The sequence below is a fragment of the Exiguobacterium profundum genome (genome assembly GCF_042652865.1).
In the GTDB taxonomy this organism is placed as follows: domain Bacteria; phylum Bacillota; class Bacilli; order Exiguobacteriales; family Exiguobacteriaceae; genus Exiguobacterium; species Exiguobacterium profundum.
This window is the reverse complement of record NZ_JBHSHG010000001.1, coordinates 91676-108051: the sequence shown is the minus strand read 5'-3', so window position 1 is coordinate 108051 and position 16376 is coordinate 91676. Positions and strand designations below refer to the sequence as shown.

20 protein-coding genes are annotated in these 16376 nt (G+C 49.3%); 3 read left to right on the top strand and 17 right to left on the bottom strand.

Features of this window, described 5'->3' with window-relative positions; translation table 11 throughout:
• Positions 1 to 26: 26 nt before the first annotated feature.
• Positions 27 to 776: an oxygen-insensitive NADPH nitroreductase gene (gene nfsA / locus ACFO4U_RS00575; protein WP_159561910.1), complete on the bottom strand. Its 750-nt coding sequence runs from the start codon at positions 774 to 776 to the stop codon at positions 27 to 29.
• A 171-nt stretch (positions 777 to 947) separates the two neighbouring features.
• Between nfsA and ACFO4U_RS00570 the strand changes: the two genes are divergently transcribed.
• On the top strand, positions 948 to 1841 hold the full coding sequence (locus ACFO4U_RS00570; protein WP_215244147.1) for a DNA/RNA non-specific endonuclease: 894 nt from the start codon (positions 948 to 950) through the stop codon (positions 1839 to 1841).
• Positions 1842 to 1924: 83 nt separating this feature from the next.
• Here ACFO4U_RS00570 and ACFO4U_RS00565 read toward each other — a convergent pair whose 3' ends face one another.
• Both ACFO4U_RS00565 and ACFO4U_RS00560 read right to left on the bottom strand, forming a co-directional pair.
• Positions 1925 to 3394, bottom strand: coding sequence for a catalase (locus tag ACFO4U_RS00565; RefSeq protein ID WP_031421259.1), 1470 nt, complete (start codon positions 3392 to 3394; stop codon positions 1925 to 1927).
• An 83-nt stretch (positions 3395 to 3477) separates the two neighbouring features.
• Entirely contained in the window at positions 3478 to 4074 is a 597-nt protein-coding gene (locus tag ACFO4U_RS00560; RefSeq protein ID WP_074037627.1) for a DUF2238 domain-containing protein, read from the bottom strand.
• Between the two features lie 155 nt (positions 4075 to 4229).
• Between ACFO4U_RS00560 and ACFO4U_RS00555 the strand changes: the two genes are divergently transcribed.
• Positions 4230 to 4643, top strand: coding sequence for a VOC family protein (locus ACFO4U_RS00555; protein WP_215244148.1), 414 nt, complete (start codon positions 4230 to 4232; stop codon positions 4641 to 4643).
• A gap of 38 nt (positions 4644 to 4681) precedes the next feature.
• Here the strand turns inward: ACFO4U_RS00555 and ACFO4U_RS00550 are convergent, their stop codons facing one another.
• From ACFO4U_RS00550 to ACFO4U_RS00500, 11 genes are all read right to left on the bottom strand, one after another.
• Positions 4682 to 5407, bottom strand: a complete 726-nt coding sequence (locus tag ACFO4U_RS00550; RefSeq protein ID WP_047795583.1) for a class I SAM-dependent DNA methyltransferase — start codon at positions 5405 to 5407, stop codon at positions 4682 to 4684.
• The gene (gene rsfS / locus ACFO4U_RS00545) at positions 5407 to 5754 is read right to left on the bottom strand and encodes a ribosome silencing factor (RefSeq protein WP_015881000.1); all 348 of its coding nucleotides are present in this window, start codon (positions 5752 to 5754) and stop codon (positions 5407 to 5409) included. The genes ACFO4U_RS00550 and rsfS overlap by 1 nt, the downstream gene beginning before the upstream one ends.
• Positions 5755 to 5764: 10 nt before the next feature.
• Positions 5765 to 6322 carry a bis(5'-nucleosyl)-tetraphosphatase (symmetrical) YqeK gene (yqeK, locus tag ACFO4U_RS00540; protein WP_215244149.1) on the bottom strand — a complete coding sequence of 186 codons (558 nt, stop codon included), beginning with the start codon at positions 6320 to 6322 and terminating at the stop codon, positions 5765 to 5767.
• Positions 6312 to 6881, bottom strand: coding sequence for a nicotinate-nucleotide adenylyltransferase (locus ACFO4U_RS00535; protein WP_074037631.1), 570 nt, complete (start codon positions 6879 to 6881; stop codon positions 6312 to 6314). The genes yqeK and ACFO4U_RS00535 overlap by 11 nt, the downstream gene beginning before the upstream one ends.
• Positions 6878 to 7174: a ribosome assembly RNA-binding protein YhbY gene (yhbY, locus tag ACFO4U_RS00530; RefSeq protein WP_015880997.1), complete on the bottom strand. Its 297-nt coding sequence runs from the start codon at positions 7172 to 7174 to the stop codon at positions 6878 to 6880. The genes ACFO4U_RS00535 and yhbY overlap by 4 nt, the downstream gene beginning before the upstream one ends.
• A 6-nt stretch (positions 7175 to 7180) precedes the next feature.
• Entirely contained in the window at positions 7181 to 7966 is a 786-nt protein-coding gene (aroE, locus tag ACFO4U_RS00525) for a shikimate dehydrogenase (RefSeq protein WP_215244150.1), read from the bottom strand.
• Positions 7963 to 9075: a ribosome biogenesis GTPase YqeH gene (yqeH, locus tag ACFO4U_RS00520; protein WP_015880995.1), complete on the bottom strand. Its 1113-nt coding sequence runs from the start codon at positions 9073 to 9075 to the stop codon at positions 7963 to 7965. The genes aroE and yqeH overlap by 4 nt, the downstream gene beginning before the upstream one ends.
• Positions 9076 to 9208: 133 nt before the next feature.
• Positions 9209 to 9835 carry a YqeG family HAD IIIA-type phosphatase gene (locus ACFO4U_RS00515; RefSeq protein ID WP_015880994.1) on the bottom strand — a complete coding sequence of 209 codons (627 nt, stop codon included), beginning with the start codon at positions 9833 to 9835 and terminating at the stop codon, positions 9209 to 9211.
• Positions 9836 to 9960: 125 nt separating this feature from the next.
• Complete coding sequence (locus ACFO4U_RS00510) at positions 9961 to 10740, bottom strand: phosphatidylserine decarboxylase (protein ID WP_215244151.1); 780 nt, start codon at positions 10738 to 10740, stop codon at positions 9961 to 9963.
• Entirely contained in the window at positions 10737 to 11159 is a 423-nt protein-coding gene (locus tag ACFO4U_RS00505) for a thioredoxin family protein (RefSeq protein WP_031421245.1), read from the bottom strand. The genes ACFO4U_RS00510 and ACFO4U_RS00505 overlap by 4 nt, the downstream gene beginning before the upstream one ends.
• Before the next feature lie 74 nt (positions 11160 to 11233).
• Entirely contained in the window at positions 11234 to 11428 is a 195-nt protein-coding gene (locus ACFO4U_RS00500) for a YjzD family protein (RefSeq protein WP_015880991.1), read from the bottom strand.
• Positions 11429 to 11590: 162 nt separating this feature from the next.
• On the opposite strand from ACFO4U_RS00500, the gene ACFO4U_RS00495 reads away from it, so the two are divergent.
• Complete coding sequence (locus ACFO4U_RS00495) at positions 11591 to 12403, top strand: Cof-type HAD-IIB family hydrolase (RefSeq protein ID WP_214775699.1); 813 nt, start codon at positions 11591 to 11593, stop codon at positions 12401 to 12403.
• A gap of 49 nt (positions 12404 to 12452) precedes the next feature.
• On the opposite strand, the gene ACFO4U_RS00490 is transcribed toward ACFO4U_RS00495, so the two are convergent.
• The 3 genes from ACFO4U_RS00490 to ACFO4U_RS00480 form a co-directional block, all read right to left on the bottom strand.
• Positions 12453 to 13301, bottom strand: coding sequence for a YitT family protein (locus tag ACFO4U_RS00490; RefSeq protein WP_031421243.1), 849 nt, complete (start codon positions 13299 to 13301; stop codon positions 12453 to 12455).
• Positions 13302 to 13447: 146 nt separating this feature from the next.
• On the bottom strand, positions 13448 to 15745 hold the full coding sequence (locus ACFO4U_RS00485; RefSeq protein ID WP_215244152.1) for a glycoside hydrolase family 65 protein: 2298 nt from the start codon (positions 15743 to 15745) through the stop codon (positions 13448 to 13450).
• A 209-nt stretch (positions 15746 to 15954) separates the two neighbouring features.
• Positions 15955 to 16374, bottom strand: coding sequence for a YflT domain-containing protein (locus tag ACFO4U_RS00480; protein ID WP_215244153.1), 420 nt, complete (start codon positions 16372 to 16374; stop codon positions 15955 to 15957).
• Positions 16375 to 16376: the final 2 nt, after the last annotated feature.

The following is a 16376-nucleotide window of genomic DNA, read 5'->3' as shown; positions in this document are numbered from 1 at the left end:
CGACAAAGAGTTGTCGGCGGTTTATCTTATTGCTTCAAATAGCCTTGTGCTTTCAAAAAGTCTTTGACGTCAAGACGTGTCGATTTCGACAACATGCGTCCCATTTGGCCAGTCCACGTGTCTTTACGCGGATTCGATCCCCGGACCATGTAGTAATCATGGATCAACGCGTCGTAATCCGAAAGTGACTGTTTGATCCGTTCTGGATTCGCCTCGTATGCGTTCTCATGGTAGATATGATGGAACGGTAGACGGGGCTTTTGATCTTCGACTGAAGCCGGTACACCGACGGCCATGCCAAAGAGCGGAATGACCCGTTCCGGCAATGCGAGCACTTCTTTCACCGCAAAGAGGTCGTTCCGAATGCCACCGATATAGCAGACTCCGAGCCCCATCGACTCTGCCGCCACTGCCGCATTTTGTGAGGCAAGTGCAGCGTCGATCACAGCGACAAGCAGTTTCTCATCGGTCTCAAGTGTTGCGGACACTTCTGTTTCTTGCAGTTCACCAATCACCTCATGGCGATGCAAATCCGCACAAAAGACGAAGAAGTGACCGTTCTCGACCACGTAATTCTGGTTGCCCGCAATCTCAGCGAGTCGTTTCTTTTTCGCTTCATCGGTCACCCCAATGATGGAGTAGGCCTGGATAAAGCTAGACGTCGATGCCCGTTGTGCGCTCTCGACGATGGTCTGGATTTGTTTGTCTGTCAATTTCTCGTCCGTAAAATCGCGGACGGAACGGTGGTTCAATAAGGTCTCAATCACTTCGTTCATACGTTCTTCCCCCTTTTTTTCAATCTTGGCATAAGCTATCTGAATCCACAAATGAGAGGAATCCATCGGGCACATTTTGAAGGGAGGACGCTCACATTTCGTTTTCTTATGCTATCATTATAAGCTACATAGTAAATACGATAGCGTAACTTCGAATAAGGAGCGATATAGATGAAAAGAATACCATTTTACATCCCATTCCTACTTGGGGTGCTATTCCTCTCAGGCTGCACGGATGCCGACGTGAGTGTCTCGACGTCGACGTCAACCGAAGAAACAGTGGAAAAGGAACCTGTACAAGAGGAACAAACCACCGAGCCCCCTAAATCTGAAGGCGATGTATTTGAAGGCTATACAACGATCGAGGTCGATGGCGGCGATCAGTCCGGCACACGGGAGGCGAATGTCGTCGTTGATATCGGCTTTGGCGACCGAGAGTACTGGGCGTTCACGAACGAACACGGTCAACTGGTTCGCGTGATTGCTGATGAGATCATTCTTCAAAACGACGAGACCGAAGACGTCAATTCTTCAGGACGCTATTATGCAGACGAGGCGAAAGTTCCGGGTGTCGAAGACCCTAACCTCGACGAAGGCCATATCATCGCCGATTCACTTGGCGGTGTCTCGAACGCCTATAACATCACGCCACAAAACAGCGCACTCAACCGTTACGGCGACCAGGCATTCATGGAAGATGTCATCCGGAAGGCTGGCGGGGCGAAAGACTTCGAAGCCATCATCACCTATCCGAACACGACGACTCAGATTCCTTCCCGCTACCAATACACGTATACCGTACGGGGCAATACGGTCACCGATACGTATGATAACGTGGATCCGGAGGAAGTGAACGAATCGCTCGGATTGACGGATGATTCCCCTCCTGCAGTGACGACGGAACCAGTCGAGGAACGGGAATTATCCGATATCGACCTTGACGGAAACGGACAAGTGACAATCAAAGAAGCAAAGAACGCCGGATTCGAGATGCCGATCACGCGTGACCATTGGCTGTATCAATACATGGACGACCGAGACGGTGACGGGATGGTCGGGGAATAACTATGACGAACGAGACGTTTCTCCACGAGAGAGGCGTCTTTTCGCATAGAAAAAAACCGCGGTGTAAGACCGCGGTTACGTGTTTAGTTCGACATTTGATTCAAGAATGGTGCGAGATCGACGTTCAACTCTTTCGAGAGACGCTCTCCGAGTTCACGGTCCGCACGATAGAAGTTGCAGATCAAGAGGAGAACGGTCTTCTCGTGACGAACTTCTTTGATATGCGCCACGAGGTTACGAACGAGTGCATCCTTCTCTTCCTGAGAGTAGCGACGATATACCTCTCCGGCTTGACCGAAGTCGTTCGTCTTCTCAATCTTCTGACGACCCGTCACGCCTGTGATCGGTTGCGGCGTCTCGATATAGTCCGCATTCGGCTTCGGTGCGTCTTCGTAACGGTTCGGCTCGTAGTTGACCGGGCTCGTCTGTTGCTTGAACGGCATCGCCCCGTCACGCTGGTTGTTCGCGACTTGAGCGAACGGGCAATTGATCGGGAGTTGGAGATAGTTCGGTCCGATGCGGTAACGTTGCGTATCCGAATACGAGAAGAGTCGTCCTTGGAGCATCTTGTCTTCTGACGGCTGGATCCCTGGTACGAGGACGCCTGGGTTGAAACCGACAGACTCAGTCTCGGCGAAGAAGTTATCGACATTTTTGTTGAGGGTCATCGTTCCAACCAATTGATACGGGATGACATCTTCGAACCAATCTTTCGTCGCATCGAGCGGGTCGAAGTCAAAGTTGTCCATGTCCGCTGGGTCGAGAATCTGTACATATAGATCCCATTCCGGATAGTCTCCATTTTCAATGGCGTTGAACAGATCACGTGTCGCATGGTTGAAGTCTTCTGCTTGGATTTTCGCCGCTTCTTCCATCGACAAGTTTTGAATCCCTTGCTTCGGTACCCAGCGCATCTTTATGTACACCGTGTTGCCGAATTCATTCACCCACTTGAAGGAATGGACGGATGACCCTCGCATGTGGCGATACGATGCTGGGATTCCCTCGTCACTGAAGAGATGCACGAGCATGTTCGTTGATTCCGGTGTGAGCGACATGAAGTCGAAGAAGCGGTCCGGGTCTTGAAGATTCGTTTGTGGGTCCGGCTTGAGCGAGTGAATCACGTCCGGGAATTTAATCGCGTCACGGATGAAGAAGACCGGTAAGTTGTTTCCGACGAAATCATAGTTCCCTTCTTCCGTGTAAAACTTGACGGCGAAACCGCGTGGGTCACGAAGCGTCTCCGGTGAACCTAATCCGTGGATGACGGTCGAGAAGCGCGCAAACACAGGCGTCTCTTGCCCTTCTTCTTGCAAGAATGCGGCTTTCGTATAGCGTTTCATACTATTTTTTACAGTGAAGACACCATGCGCCCCTGCGCCTCTCGCGTGAACGACACGTTCTGGTACTCGTTCACGATCGAAATGCGCTAATTTCTCAATTAGTTGGTAGTCTTCGAGAAGCGTCGGGCCCCGACGACCCGCAGTGATGGAGTTGGCGTTATCCCCGATTGGTACGCCTTGGTTAGTAGTTAGTTGACGGTGTTGATCCATATGATTGCCTCCCATTATTTATAATCATTACAATATTGATATTAATCAAAGATTAGAATGATTACAAATAAAAAGCTCGTGAATCACGAACTTTTTTTCATATGTCTCTTTTGTTTGGATTTTTCACGTTGATGGAGCGTCACGACGAAAAATGCTGCCAAGATACCGCCTAGGGACCCCGCGATGATGTCGACCATCGTATCGTCATTCCCGTTCCCTTGCATCGTCGTGTTCAGGACGACGTCAGATGTGAATTCATACATCTCCCAAAGCGCCGCCCCAGCCATGGAAAAGACGACAATGTATACGAACAAAAATCGTTTCGGGATCTCGGTCCGAATGTCATCATCGAGCCTACTGAAGAAGTCGAATCCAAGGAATGCGAGAAAGATTCCGCTTAAGAGATGAAGGAACGTGTCCCACCATCCATTCCCGTATAGTCCGACAATCGATCCTAAATACTGGGAGGCAAACAAGAACAGGATATACGCCACCTTCATCTTGCCATCGAGTTCTGTTTTAAACGTCTTTTCAATGAAGAACGGGATGAGCCCAGAAATGATTCCGGCCCCCGCTACACTCGCATCGAACCATGATTCTTCAATGATTGATGTGATAAGTATGATCGCCATGAACAAGACGAATCCAAATTCGAGGATACGTCCTTTCGTGAGCTTCATGATGCTTCGCCTTCTTTCGTCTAGTTTGTTCTCTATATGCTCTATTCCCAACTCTCAATCGTGTTCAACCACACAATTGAATTTAGTTGGACTCTCTTGCTATTTACGAACATACGTTCTATAATTAATATTATGAATTCGAGGAGGAACTTGCTATGCCGATCAATCCGTATCTCAACTTTAATGGGAATTGTCGAGACGCCGTAACCTTTTATGCCGATGTGTTCACCCACGCCGCTCCAGACATTATGACGTTCGGTGATCAACCTGGTCCAGACGGTCAACCGGTGCCGAGTGAAATGGCCAATCTTGTGCTGCATACCCGACTCTCGGTTCACGGCTCATCGCTCATGTTTTCTGATGCGATGCCTGACGGACCGGTCACATTCGGGGACAATGTCACGCTCGCTGTCGTCACAGACGACCTCGAGGCCATCCATCGTGAGTTCGAGGCGCTCTCTGTGAACGGACATGTCTTGATGCCGCTTCAAGAGACGTTTTGGAGCAAGGCGTACGGCATGCTCGAAGACCAGTTCGGCGTCCAGTGGCAGTTCAGCCACGAAGCATAACGACAAAAATCCCCGATTCGTCAGAATCGGGGATTTGCTTATTTTTGGGCAACGAAGAAGATGCGCTCGGCATCCGCTCCTGGTGCATGTTCGGTGAAATCAGAGGTGACCGATTTGACATGGAAACCGGCACCAATCAACCATTGCATGTACTGCCCTGGTTCATACGTCCGTTGTTCATGTGTCTCCTCAATTCGTTCATACGTCCCATCTTCAAGCGCGACGAAGAACGTTAAGTCATGAACGACCGACAGCGGGGCTTCTCCCGGGTCGGCAAACCAAATATATGAGCAATCTTCTCCGTTTGACGCATACGTCTTTTGGTTGAAGAGCGTCTGCATCTTGTTCGGAGCATGGACATCAAAGATGAACAAGCCGCCTGGTTTGAGTTGATTGTAGACAGATTCAAACGTATCAATCACGTCCGCCTCGTCTCGCAAATAGCAAAGGGAGTCGCAAAGAATCGTCACCGCATCGACCGGTTCCGGTAACTCCAACTCACGCATATCTTGTTCCCAAAGCGGCAACTCGATTTCGGCCTCGAGCGCCTTTTCTTGTGCGACTTCGAGCATCGACTCGGATAAGTCGATCCCCATGACATCGTAATGTTCAGCGAGGCGAATCGTCGCCGACCCGGTCCCGCACCCGACATCCGCGAGTGTCGCGCCATCTTGGACGTGACGACGCACGAAAGCGACCCACTCATCATACGGCGCGTCTTTCATCAACTCGTCGTATACATAGGCGAATCCTTCGTAAGCCATTAGCCGACTTCCACTTCGACGTGTGGCGCGTCAGCCCACAATTTCTCTAGGTTGTAGTAATCACGGTCATCACGATGGAAGATGTGGACGACGACGTTTTCAAGGTCAGCGAGGACCCAACGTGCCGTGTCCATTCCTTCGAACTTGTGGAGCGGTAAGCCGTTTTCGCCAGCAACGTCTTTGATTTCACGTGCGATCGCTTCGACTTGCTTCTCCGAGTTCCCGTGACAGATAACGAAGTAATCTGCGATTGGCGAAATCCCTTCCATGTCGAGTACAACGATTTCCTCGGCACGTTTATCGTCAGCCGCTTTAACAATCAATTCTAATTCTTCTCTTGCAGTCATATTGACCCTCCTAAGGTATATTCACAAAATCGTTATACGTTTCAATCGTCAGTGGAAAAATACGCACCGACTTCTTCAATAAAAATTCAATCGTTTGTTTCAGTGTCGCGACAACCGCCGCTTCGAGCGAACGCTCCACTTCTGCCCGCAACCGGTCGACGCCGGGATAATTCCGATTCGGTTCGATGGCATCCGCCACGAACAGAATTTGGTCGAGCCGAGACATCCCGGGCTCTCCCGTCGTATGATTCCGAATCGCCGAGAGCACCGCGTCATCCAGGTCGTATTGACGGGAAAGTAAAATCGCACCGACCGGCGCATGAAGTAGTTCGTCCCCGTACTCAAGTAGATTCGGGTCTAACCCTTCTTCCACGACGACTCGACGCATTTCTTCGACGTCAAAGTACTTCGCATAATCATGAAGCATGGCAGCAAGACGAGCCTGTTCGACCTCTTCACCGAATTGAATCGCCATGCGTTCCGCCGTCTCGACGACACCGAGCGTATGGATATAGCGTTTTTCTGGCAGCGTCTGTTTAATCAACTCGTGCGCTTCTTCAAACGTCATACAACTTATGCTCCTTCACATACTCCTCGACTGGCGTCGGGACAAGATATTTGATGGATTTGCCTCGTTTCGCCCGTTCCCGGATGTCCGTCGATGAAATCTCGAGTTGCGGCATGTCAATCGCGTGGACGTCTGCTTTCTCCGGAATCAAATAACGTGTCCCTGGCCGTGCGACCGCACCGAACGTGACAAGACGGATGAGCGTCTCATAGTCATACCAGGATTCGAGCGAAACGAGTGAATCGGCACCAATCAAAAAGTAGAATTCATCATTCGGATACTGTTCGATCAGCCGTTTCATCGTCTCGACCGTATAAGACGGCTCACTCCGTTCAAACTCAATCAAGTTCAACTTGAAGTCGGACTGATTTTGTATGGCGCGTCGCGTCATCTCGATTCGGTGGTCTGCCGAGCTGAATCCGACCTTATGTGGTGGAATCGCAGCCGGCAGGAACCACACCTCATCAAGTTCAAGCTGTTCACGCGCTTGTTCCGCGATTAACAGATGTCCGAGATGCGGCGGGTCGAACGTTCCGCCCATCAAGCCGATCCGGCTCATGGGAGTTTGATTTGGCGATTTTCTTTCTCGGTCGCCTCTTTGTACAAGACGATGACTTTTCCAATCACTTGAACGACTTCAGCCTGTGTGCCTTCAGCTAACTCACCAGCGACATCTTTAGGCGTGTCCATGCAGTTTTGAAGTACTTGAACTTTAATCAATTCACGTTTCTCGAGTGCGTCCGCGATATCTTTACACATCGCTTCGCTGACTCCATTTTTCCCAACTTGATAGATTGGTGAAAGATGGTGCGCTTCTGCGCGTAAAAAGCGTTTTTGTTTACCTGATAACATAGTATATTATTCCTCCAATAATCCTTCGATTAACTTTTTTCCAACGGTTTCGTCCGGTTTCACGCCCGTCCATTTCTCGAACGAGAGCGCGCCCTGCCCGACGAACATGGCTACACCTGTCACAACTTTGGCTCCGCGACGTTTCGCTTCTTGAAGCATCGGGGTGACAAGTGGACGATATATGATATCACAAACGACCGTGTTTTGTCGTAATCCTTCCAATGAAAGTGGTGTCGATCTCTCGTCCATCCCGACAGAAGTGGTCTGAATGATGACATCAAATCGAGAGACGTCCATCTCATCAAACGTCGTGTAGACGACTCCGAACGTGTCGGCGAGCGCTTTTGCCCGTTCCACAGTTCGATTGACAATCGTCACGTCACGCGTCGGGAGAGCTTGGACAATCCCCCGAGCCGCTCCTCCGGCACCGACAATCAGGACACGCCCTGTAAAGTCTGTGTATGGCATCAGCGCTTGGACAAGACCTGCCCCGTCCGTATTCGTCCCGATAAGTCGCCCGTCTCGTTTATACACCGTATTGACGGCTCCAGCATGTTTCGCCGCTTCGTCAAGGTCATCGAGATACCGAACGACCACCTCTTTATAGGGAATCGTGACATTGAATCCATCCCAGTCCCCTTCTCGCATTGCCGCAAATAAGGCTGGGAGTTGATCTGGTGTGGCATCGATGGCCTCATAACGCCCGAAAAGCCCAGACGCCCTCAACCACTGCTCGTGCAGTTGGGGAGAGAGCGAATGAGCAATCGGGTGACCGATGACGGCCAGATTCATACGAGCGCCTCGCGAAGTGTGACTGCGACGCCTTTTGGAGCCCATGCTGCGATACGGCCACCTTTTCCGTGAATCGCGACCCAACCGAGACCACTGAACACGATATCCGTTTTCACGCCGTCCCGTAAGCTGAACTCATGACGGACGAGTGGCGGTAAGATTTCGAGTGTCTTCTCATTCGGCGGGTTGAGCATCTTCCCAATATGTTGGTCATAGAGCTCATCGGCACGTTCGAGTTTCGTACGGTGTGCTTTCAATTCATTCGACATATAAATGACGAACGATCGCTTATTTCCTTCAAGATAATCTAAACGTGCCAATCCGCCGAAATAGAGCGTCTGCTGCGGATTCAACTGGAACACGTGCGGCTTGATTTCTTTCTTCGGTGTGATCGTCTTCAAATCTTTCGCATCGACATAGTGTGCCATTTGATGACGGTTGATGATTCCTGGTGTGTCGTACAAGTTCGCATCATCGTCGAGCGGAATGTCGATCAAGTCAAGCGTCGTTCCCGGGAAATGACTGACGGTGATGATGGCTTCATCCTCTTCACCGAAACGTTTGATCACCTGGTTGATGAGTGTCGACTTCCCGACATTCGTACAACCGACGACAAAGACGTCTTTGCCTTTGCGGTAGTACTCAATCTTTTCAGCGAGTTCATCGATGCCATGTCCTTTTTTCGCACTGATCAAATGAACGTCGATTGGGTTCAAGCCGAGTTCTTTTGCCTCTGCCTTCATCCAGTTCGCCATCCGGTTCGGGTTGACCGACTTCGGTAACAAGTCGACCTTGTTTCCGACTAACAGTACCGGGTTCGATCCGACTGAGCGTTGAAGACCCGGAAGCCAACTGCCATTGAAGTCGAAAATGTCGACGATTTTGATGACGAGTGCTTCTTTTGAACTGATACCATTCAAGATGCGCAAGAAGTCATCATCTGATAACTCCACATCTTGAACTTGGTTATAGTGCTTCAATTTGAAGCAACGTTGGCAAATGACAATCTCACGGTCAAGTGCCGATTTCGGTGCATAGCCGACCCCGTTCGGGTCTTCCGTTTGGATGGCTACGCCGCACCCAGCGCAATATCGTTTTGTTTCTTCCATAGTTATACTTACTGCCGTTCAGGTTTCCCCTTCTTCATTCACCGTAGCACCTCGCTGCTACTCCTGAAGCGTTAATTCCGACGCCTTGCTCGCCGTACATGGGCAGCCTCCTTCTTCCTGTGCGTTCGAGGTCTTATTCATCTTTTTTATGTGAATCTTCGGAACGTGGATGCATGGCCTCACCGATTTTTTCAGCGACCGCGACTTTTGCCCGTTGTGCGTCAACGGCAAGTTCTTCCACTTTTTTCGTGATCAATACATACTTCCCACGACGCTTCATATGGGCGAAGACCACTTTTTCGAGCATCCGGTTAAATTTCGTGACGAGTCCGTCCGTTTTGACGACCGGTTGCACATGAATGACATGAATGCCCGCCATGTTTGCCCCGAGAACGTCTGTGAACAGCTGGTCCCCTAAGAAGATGGCTTCCTTCGGCGAGTACCCATATTTCGAGAGTGCCGCTTTAAATCCAGATGGTAATGGTTTTCTAGCACGAGCGACATAATGAAGGCCGAGCGGCTCCGTAAATGTTCGTACACGATTCTCGTTATTATTTGATACGACAATCACATCGAAACCGTATGATTTCACTTTTTCAAGCCACATCAGTAAAAGCTCTGGCGCATGTGGGACGTCCCACGCCACGAGTGTATTATCAAGGTCCGTCAAAATGACGCGCACCCCACGGTCTTTCAATTCTTGTAGGTCGATGTCAAACACAGACGCGACGAACTGTTTCGGATAAAGTCGATTAAACACGTAAAATTCCTCCAATTAGCTAAACGATTCAACTACTTATACAAGTATTGATATCCCTTCTATGGTAAACGAAAACCGACCAAACGACTAGTCTATCGTTCGGTCGGAAGAAAATTGACACAAAATTAGTTGGATTTGATTGTCCCGATGACTTCACCGAGTCGAACCGGACCGATCTTTTCACGGTCCATTTGAATCGTATCCTTCTCAAAACAAAGAACGACGGTCGAACCGAACGAGAAGTATCCCACCTCTTCTCCTTTGCCCGCCTGGTTTCCTTCGAGCGTCCACTCAATCGTGTTGACGTTCAAGGCACCGACCATGATATGTTCGTACGTTCCGGCTGGGCTGTCAAAGCGCGTCACGCGACGGTAGTTGCGTGAGAGCGGTCGAACAGTCTCCGTCAATCCGATTTCATTCACCGGTGCCGAACGGTCCCCGAGCTCATAGTGACTGAGCACACGACCAGAGAGCGGTGTGTGGACGCGGTGATAATCGCGCGGACTGAGGTAGAGAACGACGACTGTCCCACCTGCATAACGTCTTGCTTCTTGTTGAGAACCGAGTAACTCCGCAAGCGTATACGACTGACCTTTCACCTCGAAACGACTGTCTTCTGAAATCGATTCGATGACCGATAGCTTTCCATCACACGGTGATACGAGAGTATCAGACGACTCATCAATCGTACGTGCTCCAGGCTTCAAGTGACGGGTAAAGAACGCATGCAATGATGGATAGGCAGCAAGCGGTTGCTCTGTCTCTTCTACCGCAATGTCATATACTTTTGCAAACGATGGAATCAAGTGACGACTCACATCTGATTCTGCGAAACGCTTGAGGCGTGTGGCGATCCAAGGCGAGGCGTTCAGCTCAAATAACGTTTGGTAGAAACGACGCTTCATTCCTCTTTGGCCTCCTCATTTTTAAAGAACGTCTCATATTGTTGTTCAGAGACCGCTCCTTCAATGCGACCGACCTCTTTTCCATCTTCAAATCGGATGATAGTCGGCGTACCTTCAATCCCATACGTCGTCCATACGTTATGGTCAGCCAAGTTGATCGAGACCGCATCATATTCTTCGATGAGGGGTTCGACATAAGGCTTCACTTGCTCACAGTATTCGCAGCCCGTTTGCCAGAAGTAAGCGACGACTTCACCATCTTGGTCTAATTGTTGTTGCAATTCATCTGCTGTGACGGCGTTGACACCATCGTCAGTATTGTTTCCATTTAAAAAGTACAACAAACCGATTCCGATGACGATAATCGCACCGATAATGGCGAACGTGATAAAATTCGCGCGTTTTTCAGGGTTTTTCATATGTGTGATCCTCCTCTATGTTGGATAAAGAAAAAAGACTGACTCATGCACGAGTCAGTTTGATTGTAGACGGCTTACTTCTCTTGTGCAACGTCGCTGATTCCCATGTCTTGATTCAAGACATCGAGAATTGCAACGAAGATTGTGATGGCCACGCCAAATCCTGTCGCGAGCATCGCGTTGAACTCTACACCATCAACGGCAGAAATGATAAATACCGCTGTATTTGAGAGCACAATCGCCCAGATCAATGTCACTAAATAACGCATTGAACGTCCCCTCCATCTCACAGATGATTCGTAAAAATTCATACGACATTAGTATAGCATTGTTCGAATAGAATATGCGACTTCGATTGTATATTCTTTCCGTCAAATCGAAAAATGTGATACGGTCGTAGAAACATCATTGTGAAGAAAAGAGGATGACTGATGTCACGTTATTTAATCGCAGTCGATTTAGATGGAACGTTATTAAGAGATGATAAAACAATCAGCGAACGAAACCTCCGCGCTCTTCAAGCAGCGCGTGAAGCTGGTCATGAAGTCATGATCGCCACAGGGCGTCCAAAGCGCCATTCGATCATGTACTATGAGCAAATGGGATTGACGACGCCACTCGTCAACTTCAACGGTGCGCTCGTACATCACCCGAAAGATGCGAATTATGCGGTGACACACCGACCGATTCCGCTCAAGACCGCCCATGACATCATTGAAGAAGTAGCGGATACGAAGGCACACAATATCGTCGTCGAAGTGACGGACCACGTGTACTTCCAAAAAGACCCGCAAGAGTTCTATAGTCCGTATGCAGAACGTGCGCTCAGCGTCACATCAGGTAACTTGTTGAAGCATTTGCAGGACGAGCCGACGTCCTTATTGATTCATGCGACAAAAGATCACGTCGCGCACGTCCGCTCCCAACTCGACGACATTCATGCGGAGGCGGTATTGAACCGTCAGTGGCGTATGCCCGAACATATGATTGAAGTCATGAGCAAAAACACATCGAAGGCACTTGGGCTTCAAGAGGTCTCGAAGCACTTAAACATTGACCGGAAGCACATTATCGCGTTCGGTGACGAAGAGAACGACCTCGAGATGCTCGACTATGTCGGTACCGGTGTCGCGATGGGGAACGCCATCGACCAATTGAAGAATGTAGCCAACGAAGTGACGGCTTCAAATATGGATGACGGGATCGCCCTCTTCTTAGAAGAGCGACTTGGCATCAAGGCATAACGAAAGCACCGACTTAGAAAAGTCGGTGCTTTTTGTGATTCATTCATGTTTAGCGACGGAACGTCCCTTCGACGTCCTCTGTCGGTAAAATATTGATCCAAACCGATGGGTCTGCATCCTTACAGATGCGCGTGATCTCACGCACCTCGTGTCGTTGCGCGACCATCATGAGCGTCGCTTTCTCGACTTTCGAGTATGTCCCGATTGCCGGCATGAGCGTGATCCCGCGGAACACGTGTTGATGTAGTTCCTTTGTCACCTCGTCCGGGTGATTCGTCACGATGAAGAGCGTTTGACGCTGTGTATTCGTGTAAATCTCATCGATGACTTTTGACGTCACATACAAGAAGACGATCGTATAAAGCGCTGTCGGCCATCCGAACAAGGCACCTGCTGCGAGGGCAATCATCATGTTCATCAAGAAGAGATAGACCCCAACCGAGTTGTTCGTAAACTTCGCGAGAATCAGCGCAACGATGTCAAAGCCACCCGTCGAGGCTCCATACCGAATCGTGATGCCAGAGCCGATTGCCAAGAGCACACCGCCAAATACAGCGTTCAAAAGTGGATCGTCCGAGAGAAGCTGCGATTGCGGAAGCAAACGAATGAACAACGTGACCGAGGCGACACTGACCAGCGTATGGATCATCATGTTCCGCCCGAGCATAAAATAACTGACGACGAGCAGTGGTGCGTTCAGAATAAAGAACCAGAGTCCTTCCCCTAATTCAAGCGGTGTACCCTCTAACAATTTCGTCAAGATTTGGGCAAGACCCGTAAATCCTGTCGAATAGACGCCAGCTGGAATTAAAAATAATGTCATGGATAAGGCAACGAACAATCCTCCGATGATCGAGACAACCCCGATTCGTGTATGTTCTTTAACGGCTTCCGTCAAGCTTCAACTCCCCTTTCTCAAAATAGCTAAGAATCAAGATAACATAGATTATTCATGCTGCATACAGCAAATATGCAGGAAATCCGATAAGTTTTTCACACAAAAACAAGCCGACCGAGGTCGGCTTGTTCGTATGAAACGATTGGTCACGCTTTCACTGTCTCGATTGTAATCGATTCATTCGCAGGAACCGTTACCGCATTTCCATACAAATGGATTGTCACGTCTGTACCACCTGTTTGCTTGATTGTCACTTGTTCACGTGATGATGTGACCGTCAAGTGATGGCCGCGCCAGAGCATATTGAACGAGTAACCGTTCCAATCTTTCGGAGTCATCGGGCTGAACGAGAGGTTATCCTCTTGAATGCGCATTCCAGCGAACCCATGAACGATGGACATCCACGAACCGACCATCGACGTGATGTGCAATCCGTCTTCCGTGTCATTGTTATAGTTGTCGAGGTCAAGGCGCGCCGAACGTTGGTACAATTCGACCGCTTTGTCTTCATAACCGACTTCTGCCGCAATGATCGAGTAGACACATGGTGACAAGCTCGATTCGTGAACCGTGCGTGGCTCGTAGAAGTCAAAGTTTGCACGTTTCTGTTCGACCGTGAAGCGGTCACCGAACGTATAGAGTCCTTGGAGGACGTCAGCTTGTTTGATAAAGTTCGAACGAAGGATGCGATCCCATGACCAGTTTTGGTTGAGTGGAAGATGTTTCGGATCGAGGTCTTTCACCAAAATCTGCTCTTTATCCATGAATCCGTCCTGTTGCATGAAGACATCTGGAACGAGATCATCTTTTGGATAATACATCTTCGTTTGGATGTCCGCCCACTTCGCAAGTTCAGCGTCCGTGATGCCGAGTGTCGACACGAGCTCTTCGAGACGTGCAGGTTCTGCTTCTTTCAAGTAGTTGTACACTTCCTGCGTATATTCGAGCGTCCATGCGGCGATCAAGTTCGTATACCAGTTGTTGTTGACGTTGTTGTCATATTCGTTTGGACCTGTGACGCCTAGGATCATATACACGTCTTTGTGCGGGACAAAGTTGACGCGGCTAGCCCAGTAACGCGAGATCTCGACCAATACTTCCAATCCGTATTGTCCAAGGTACGACTTGTCGCCTGTGAAGTTCGTATAGTTGAAGATGGCATGGGCAATCGCACCGTTACGGTGAATCTCTTCATGCGTGATTTCCCACTCGTTGTGGCACTCTTCCCCATTCATCGTGACCATCGGATAAAGCGCGCCTTCCATACCGACATTCTTCATAGCATTCTCTTTTGCCTGTGGCAGTTGATTGTGACGGTATTTGAGCAAGTTCCATGAGACTTCTGGTTTGGCTGTCGCCAAATAGAAGTGCAGGCAGTAGGCTTCAGTATCCCAATACGTCGCACCGCCGTACTTCTCACCTGTGAATCCTTTTGGACCGATGTTAAGACGTGAATCTTCACCTGTATATGTTTGATACATGTTGAAGATGTTGAAACGGATTCCTTGTTGTGCCTCGATGTCTCCATCGATGCGAACATCCGCATCTTCCCAGCGTGCGAGCCATGCTTCCGTCTGTTCAGCGAGAAGTGTCTCAAATCCTTTTTCAAACGCCGCTTCGACACGTGTCATCCCAGCTGACTGCAATGCTTCAACCTCGTGGTCGCGGTTCGTGACGACCGACACATACTTGTAGGCTGTCGCTGTCTCACCGGCCGTTACGTTGACCGTGAATTTATTGGCAACAAACAAATCTGTCGCTTCAAGCACTTCACAACGAGCACCTTCGACGTCCGCAATCATCGATGCCGTGACATGCCAGTCGAGTTTCTTCGTCTTCGTCGTAACGAAAGCGAAACGCTCTTCCACACCACGGTCGACCGGAAGCCAGAACTTCTCATCGTAGTTCGAGTCTTCGTTGACGACATCGCCATCTAAATATGGAGTGAACTCAATTTTTGCTTCGTAGTTGACTGGTGTGACGTTGTAACGGATTGCCAAGACTTCTTTATCCACGATCGAGAAGAAGCGGACGACTTGCACTTTCGTCTCTTCTGTCCCGTTCATCAAGGTGAACGTCCGTGTGAGGACACCACGCTGCATGTCGAGCTCGCGAGTGAAATCTTTCACTTCCCATTTTGCCAAGTCGACCGGTGTACCATTGATGACCACGCGGAGACCGATGACGTTTGTCGCATTCAACACTTTGGCAAAGTATTCAGGGTATCCGTTCTTCCACCAACCGACACGTGTTTTATCCGGGTAGTAGACGCCCGCCACGTAGAATCCTTGGTGCGTATCATTCGAGTAATCTTCCTCAAAGTTTCCTCGCATCCCCATATGCCCGTTCCCGAGCGATGTGATGGATTCTGCAAGACGGTTCTCTTTCGGGTGAAGACCTTCCTCTGTTACTTTCCATTCATCGACTGCAAACAATCGTTTCATCTGTCTGCCACTCCTTTTTTCTCTACAAGGCTACCTTCGACGGACAACTAGTTCATGCAACCGTTTGTCTATGAAAGCGCTGTATTTAATCTCACCTTTCATTTTACACAACTGAAACGAGAATGCAATCGTTTGCATAAAACTTTTTCTTTCTTTTTTTCATCACATTTTACAATCAAAAAAACCGCCTCTCATCGAGACGGTTTCAATTAATCTTTCTGTCCATTTTCCGGATTATCACCAAACACCGCATTCGCTTCGTGTCCCTCGAATACCGCACTTCGCCCATCATTGAATCCGGTATCAGGTTCGTCGATGACAAGTGCATATCCCCCTTGTTTGATTGTAGAATGCGCCTGTTCGATTTCGTCGTCCGCGATCCTTAAATCGGTGAGCGCCTGTTTCGTATCCCGATCCTCTCTTCCCCCTCCGTTGAGGTTGTCTAACCAAGATGTGTCACCTTCTTCTACGTTTAGGTTCGTCTCTCGTTTAAGAACGTGAACGGCTTCATCCCGCTCCGTTACGACAAATAGTTCCCCTTCATCATACCCACTCTCTTTCAGCTCATTGATCTTAGACAGTAGGCTTTCTTTCGTATCGAATGTTCCGACAAATCGTCTTTCACTCATCT

What these genes read in the sequence shown, in the direction of transcription:
- nfsA (WP_159561910.1), bottom strand. Translation starts at nt 776, where the DNA reads ATGAACGAAGTGATTGAGACCTTATTGAACCACCGTTCCGTCCGCGAT.
- ACFO4U_RS00570 (WP_215244147.1), top strand. Translation starts at nt 948, where the DNA reads ATGAAAAGAATACCATTTTACATCCCATTCCTACTTGGGGTGCTATTC.
- ACFO4U_RS00565 (WP_031421259.1), bottom strand. Translation starts at nt 3,394, where the DNA reads ATGGATCAACACCGTCAACTAACTACTAACCAAGGCGTACCAATCGGG.
- ACFO4U_RS00560 (WP_074037627.1), bottom strand. Translation starts at nt 4,074, where the DNA reads ATGAAGCTCACGAAAGGACGTATCCTCGAATTTGGATTCGTCTTGTTC.
- ACFO4U_RS00555 (WP_215244148.1), top strand. Translation starts at nt 4,230, where the DNA reads ATGCCGATCAATCCGTATCTCAACTTTAATGGGAATTGTCGAGACGCC.
- ACFO4U_RS00550 (WP_047795583.1), bottom strand. Translation starts at nt 5,407, where the DNA reads ATGGCTTACGAAGGATTCGCCTATGTATACGACGAGTTGATGAAAGAC.
- rsfS (WP_015881000.1), bottom strand. Translation starts at nt 5,754, where the DNA reads ATGACTGCAAGAGAAGAATTAGAATTGATTGTTAAAGCGGCTGACGAT.
- yqeK (WP_215244149.1), bottom strand. Translation starts at nt 6,322, where the DNA reads ATGACGTTTGAAGAAGCGCACGAGTTGATTAAACAGACGCTGCCAGAA.
- ACFO4U_RS00535 (WP_074037631.1), bottom strand. Translation starts at nt 6,881, where the DNA reads ATGAGCCGGATCGGCTTGATGGGCGGAACGTTCGACCCGCCGCATCTC.
- yhbY (WP_015880997.1), bottom strand. Translation starts at nt 7,174, where the DNA reads ATGTTATCAGGTAAACAAAAACGCTTTTTACGCGCAGAAGCGCACCAT.
- aroE (WP_215244150.1), bottom strand. Translation starts at nt 7,966, where the DNA reads ATGAATCTGGCCGTCATCGGTCACCCGATTGCTCATTCGCTCTCTCCC.
- yqeH (WP_015880995.1), bottom strand. Translation starts at nt 9,075, where the DNA reads ATGGAAGAAACAAAACGATATTGCGCTGGGTGCGGCGTAGCCATCCAA.
- ACFO4U_RS00510 (WP_215244151.1), bottom strand. Translation starts at nt 10,740, where the DNA reads ATGAAGCGTCGTTTCTACCAAACGTTATTTGAGCTGAACGCCTCGCCT.
- ACFO4U_RS00505 (WP_031421245.1), bottom strand. Translation starts at nt 11,159, where the DNA reads ATGAAAAACCCTGAAAAACGCGCGAATTTTATCACGTTCGCCATTATC.
- ACFO4U_RS00500 (WP_015880991.1), bottom strand. Translation starts at nt 11,428, where the DNA reads ATGCGTTATTTAGTGACATTGATCTGGGCGATTGTGCTCTCAAATACA.
- ACFO4U_RS00495 (WP_214775699.1), top strand. Translation starts at nt 11,591, where the DNA reads ATGTCACGTTATTTAATCGCAGTCGATTTAGATGGAACGTTATTAAGA.
- ACFO4U_RS00485 (WP_215244152.1), bottom strand. Translation starts at nt 15,745, where the DNA reads ATGAAACGATTGTTTGCAGTCGATGAATGGAAAGTAACAGAGGAAGGT.
- ACFO4U_RS00480 (WP_215244153.1), bottom strand. Translation starts at nt 16,374, where the DNA reads ATGAGTGAAAGACGATTTGTCGGAACATTCGATACGAAAGAAAGCCTA.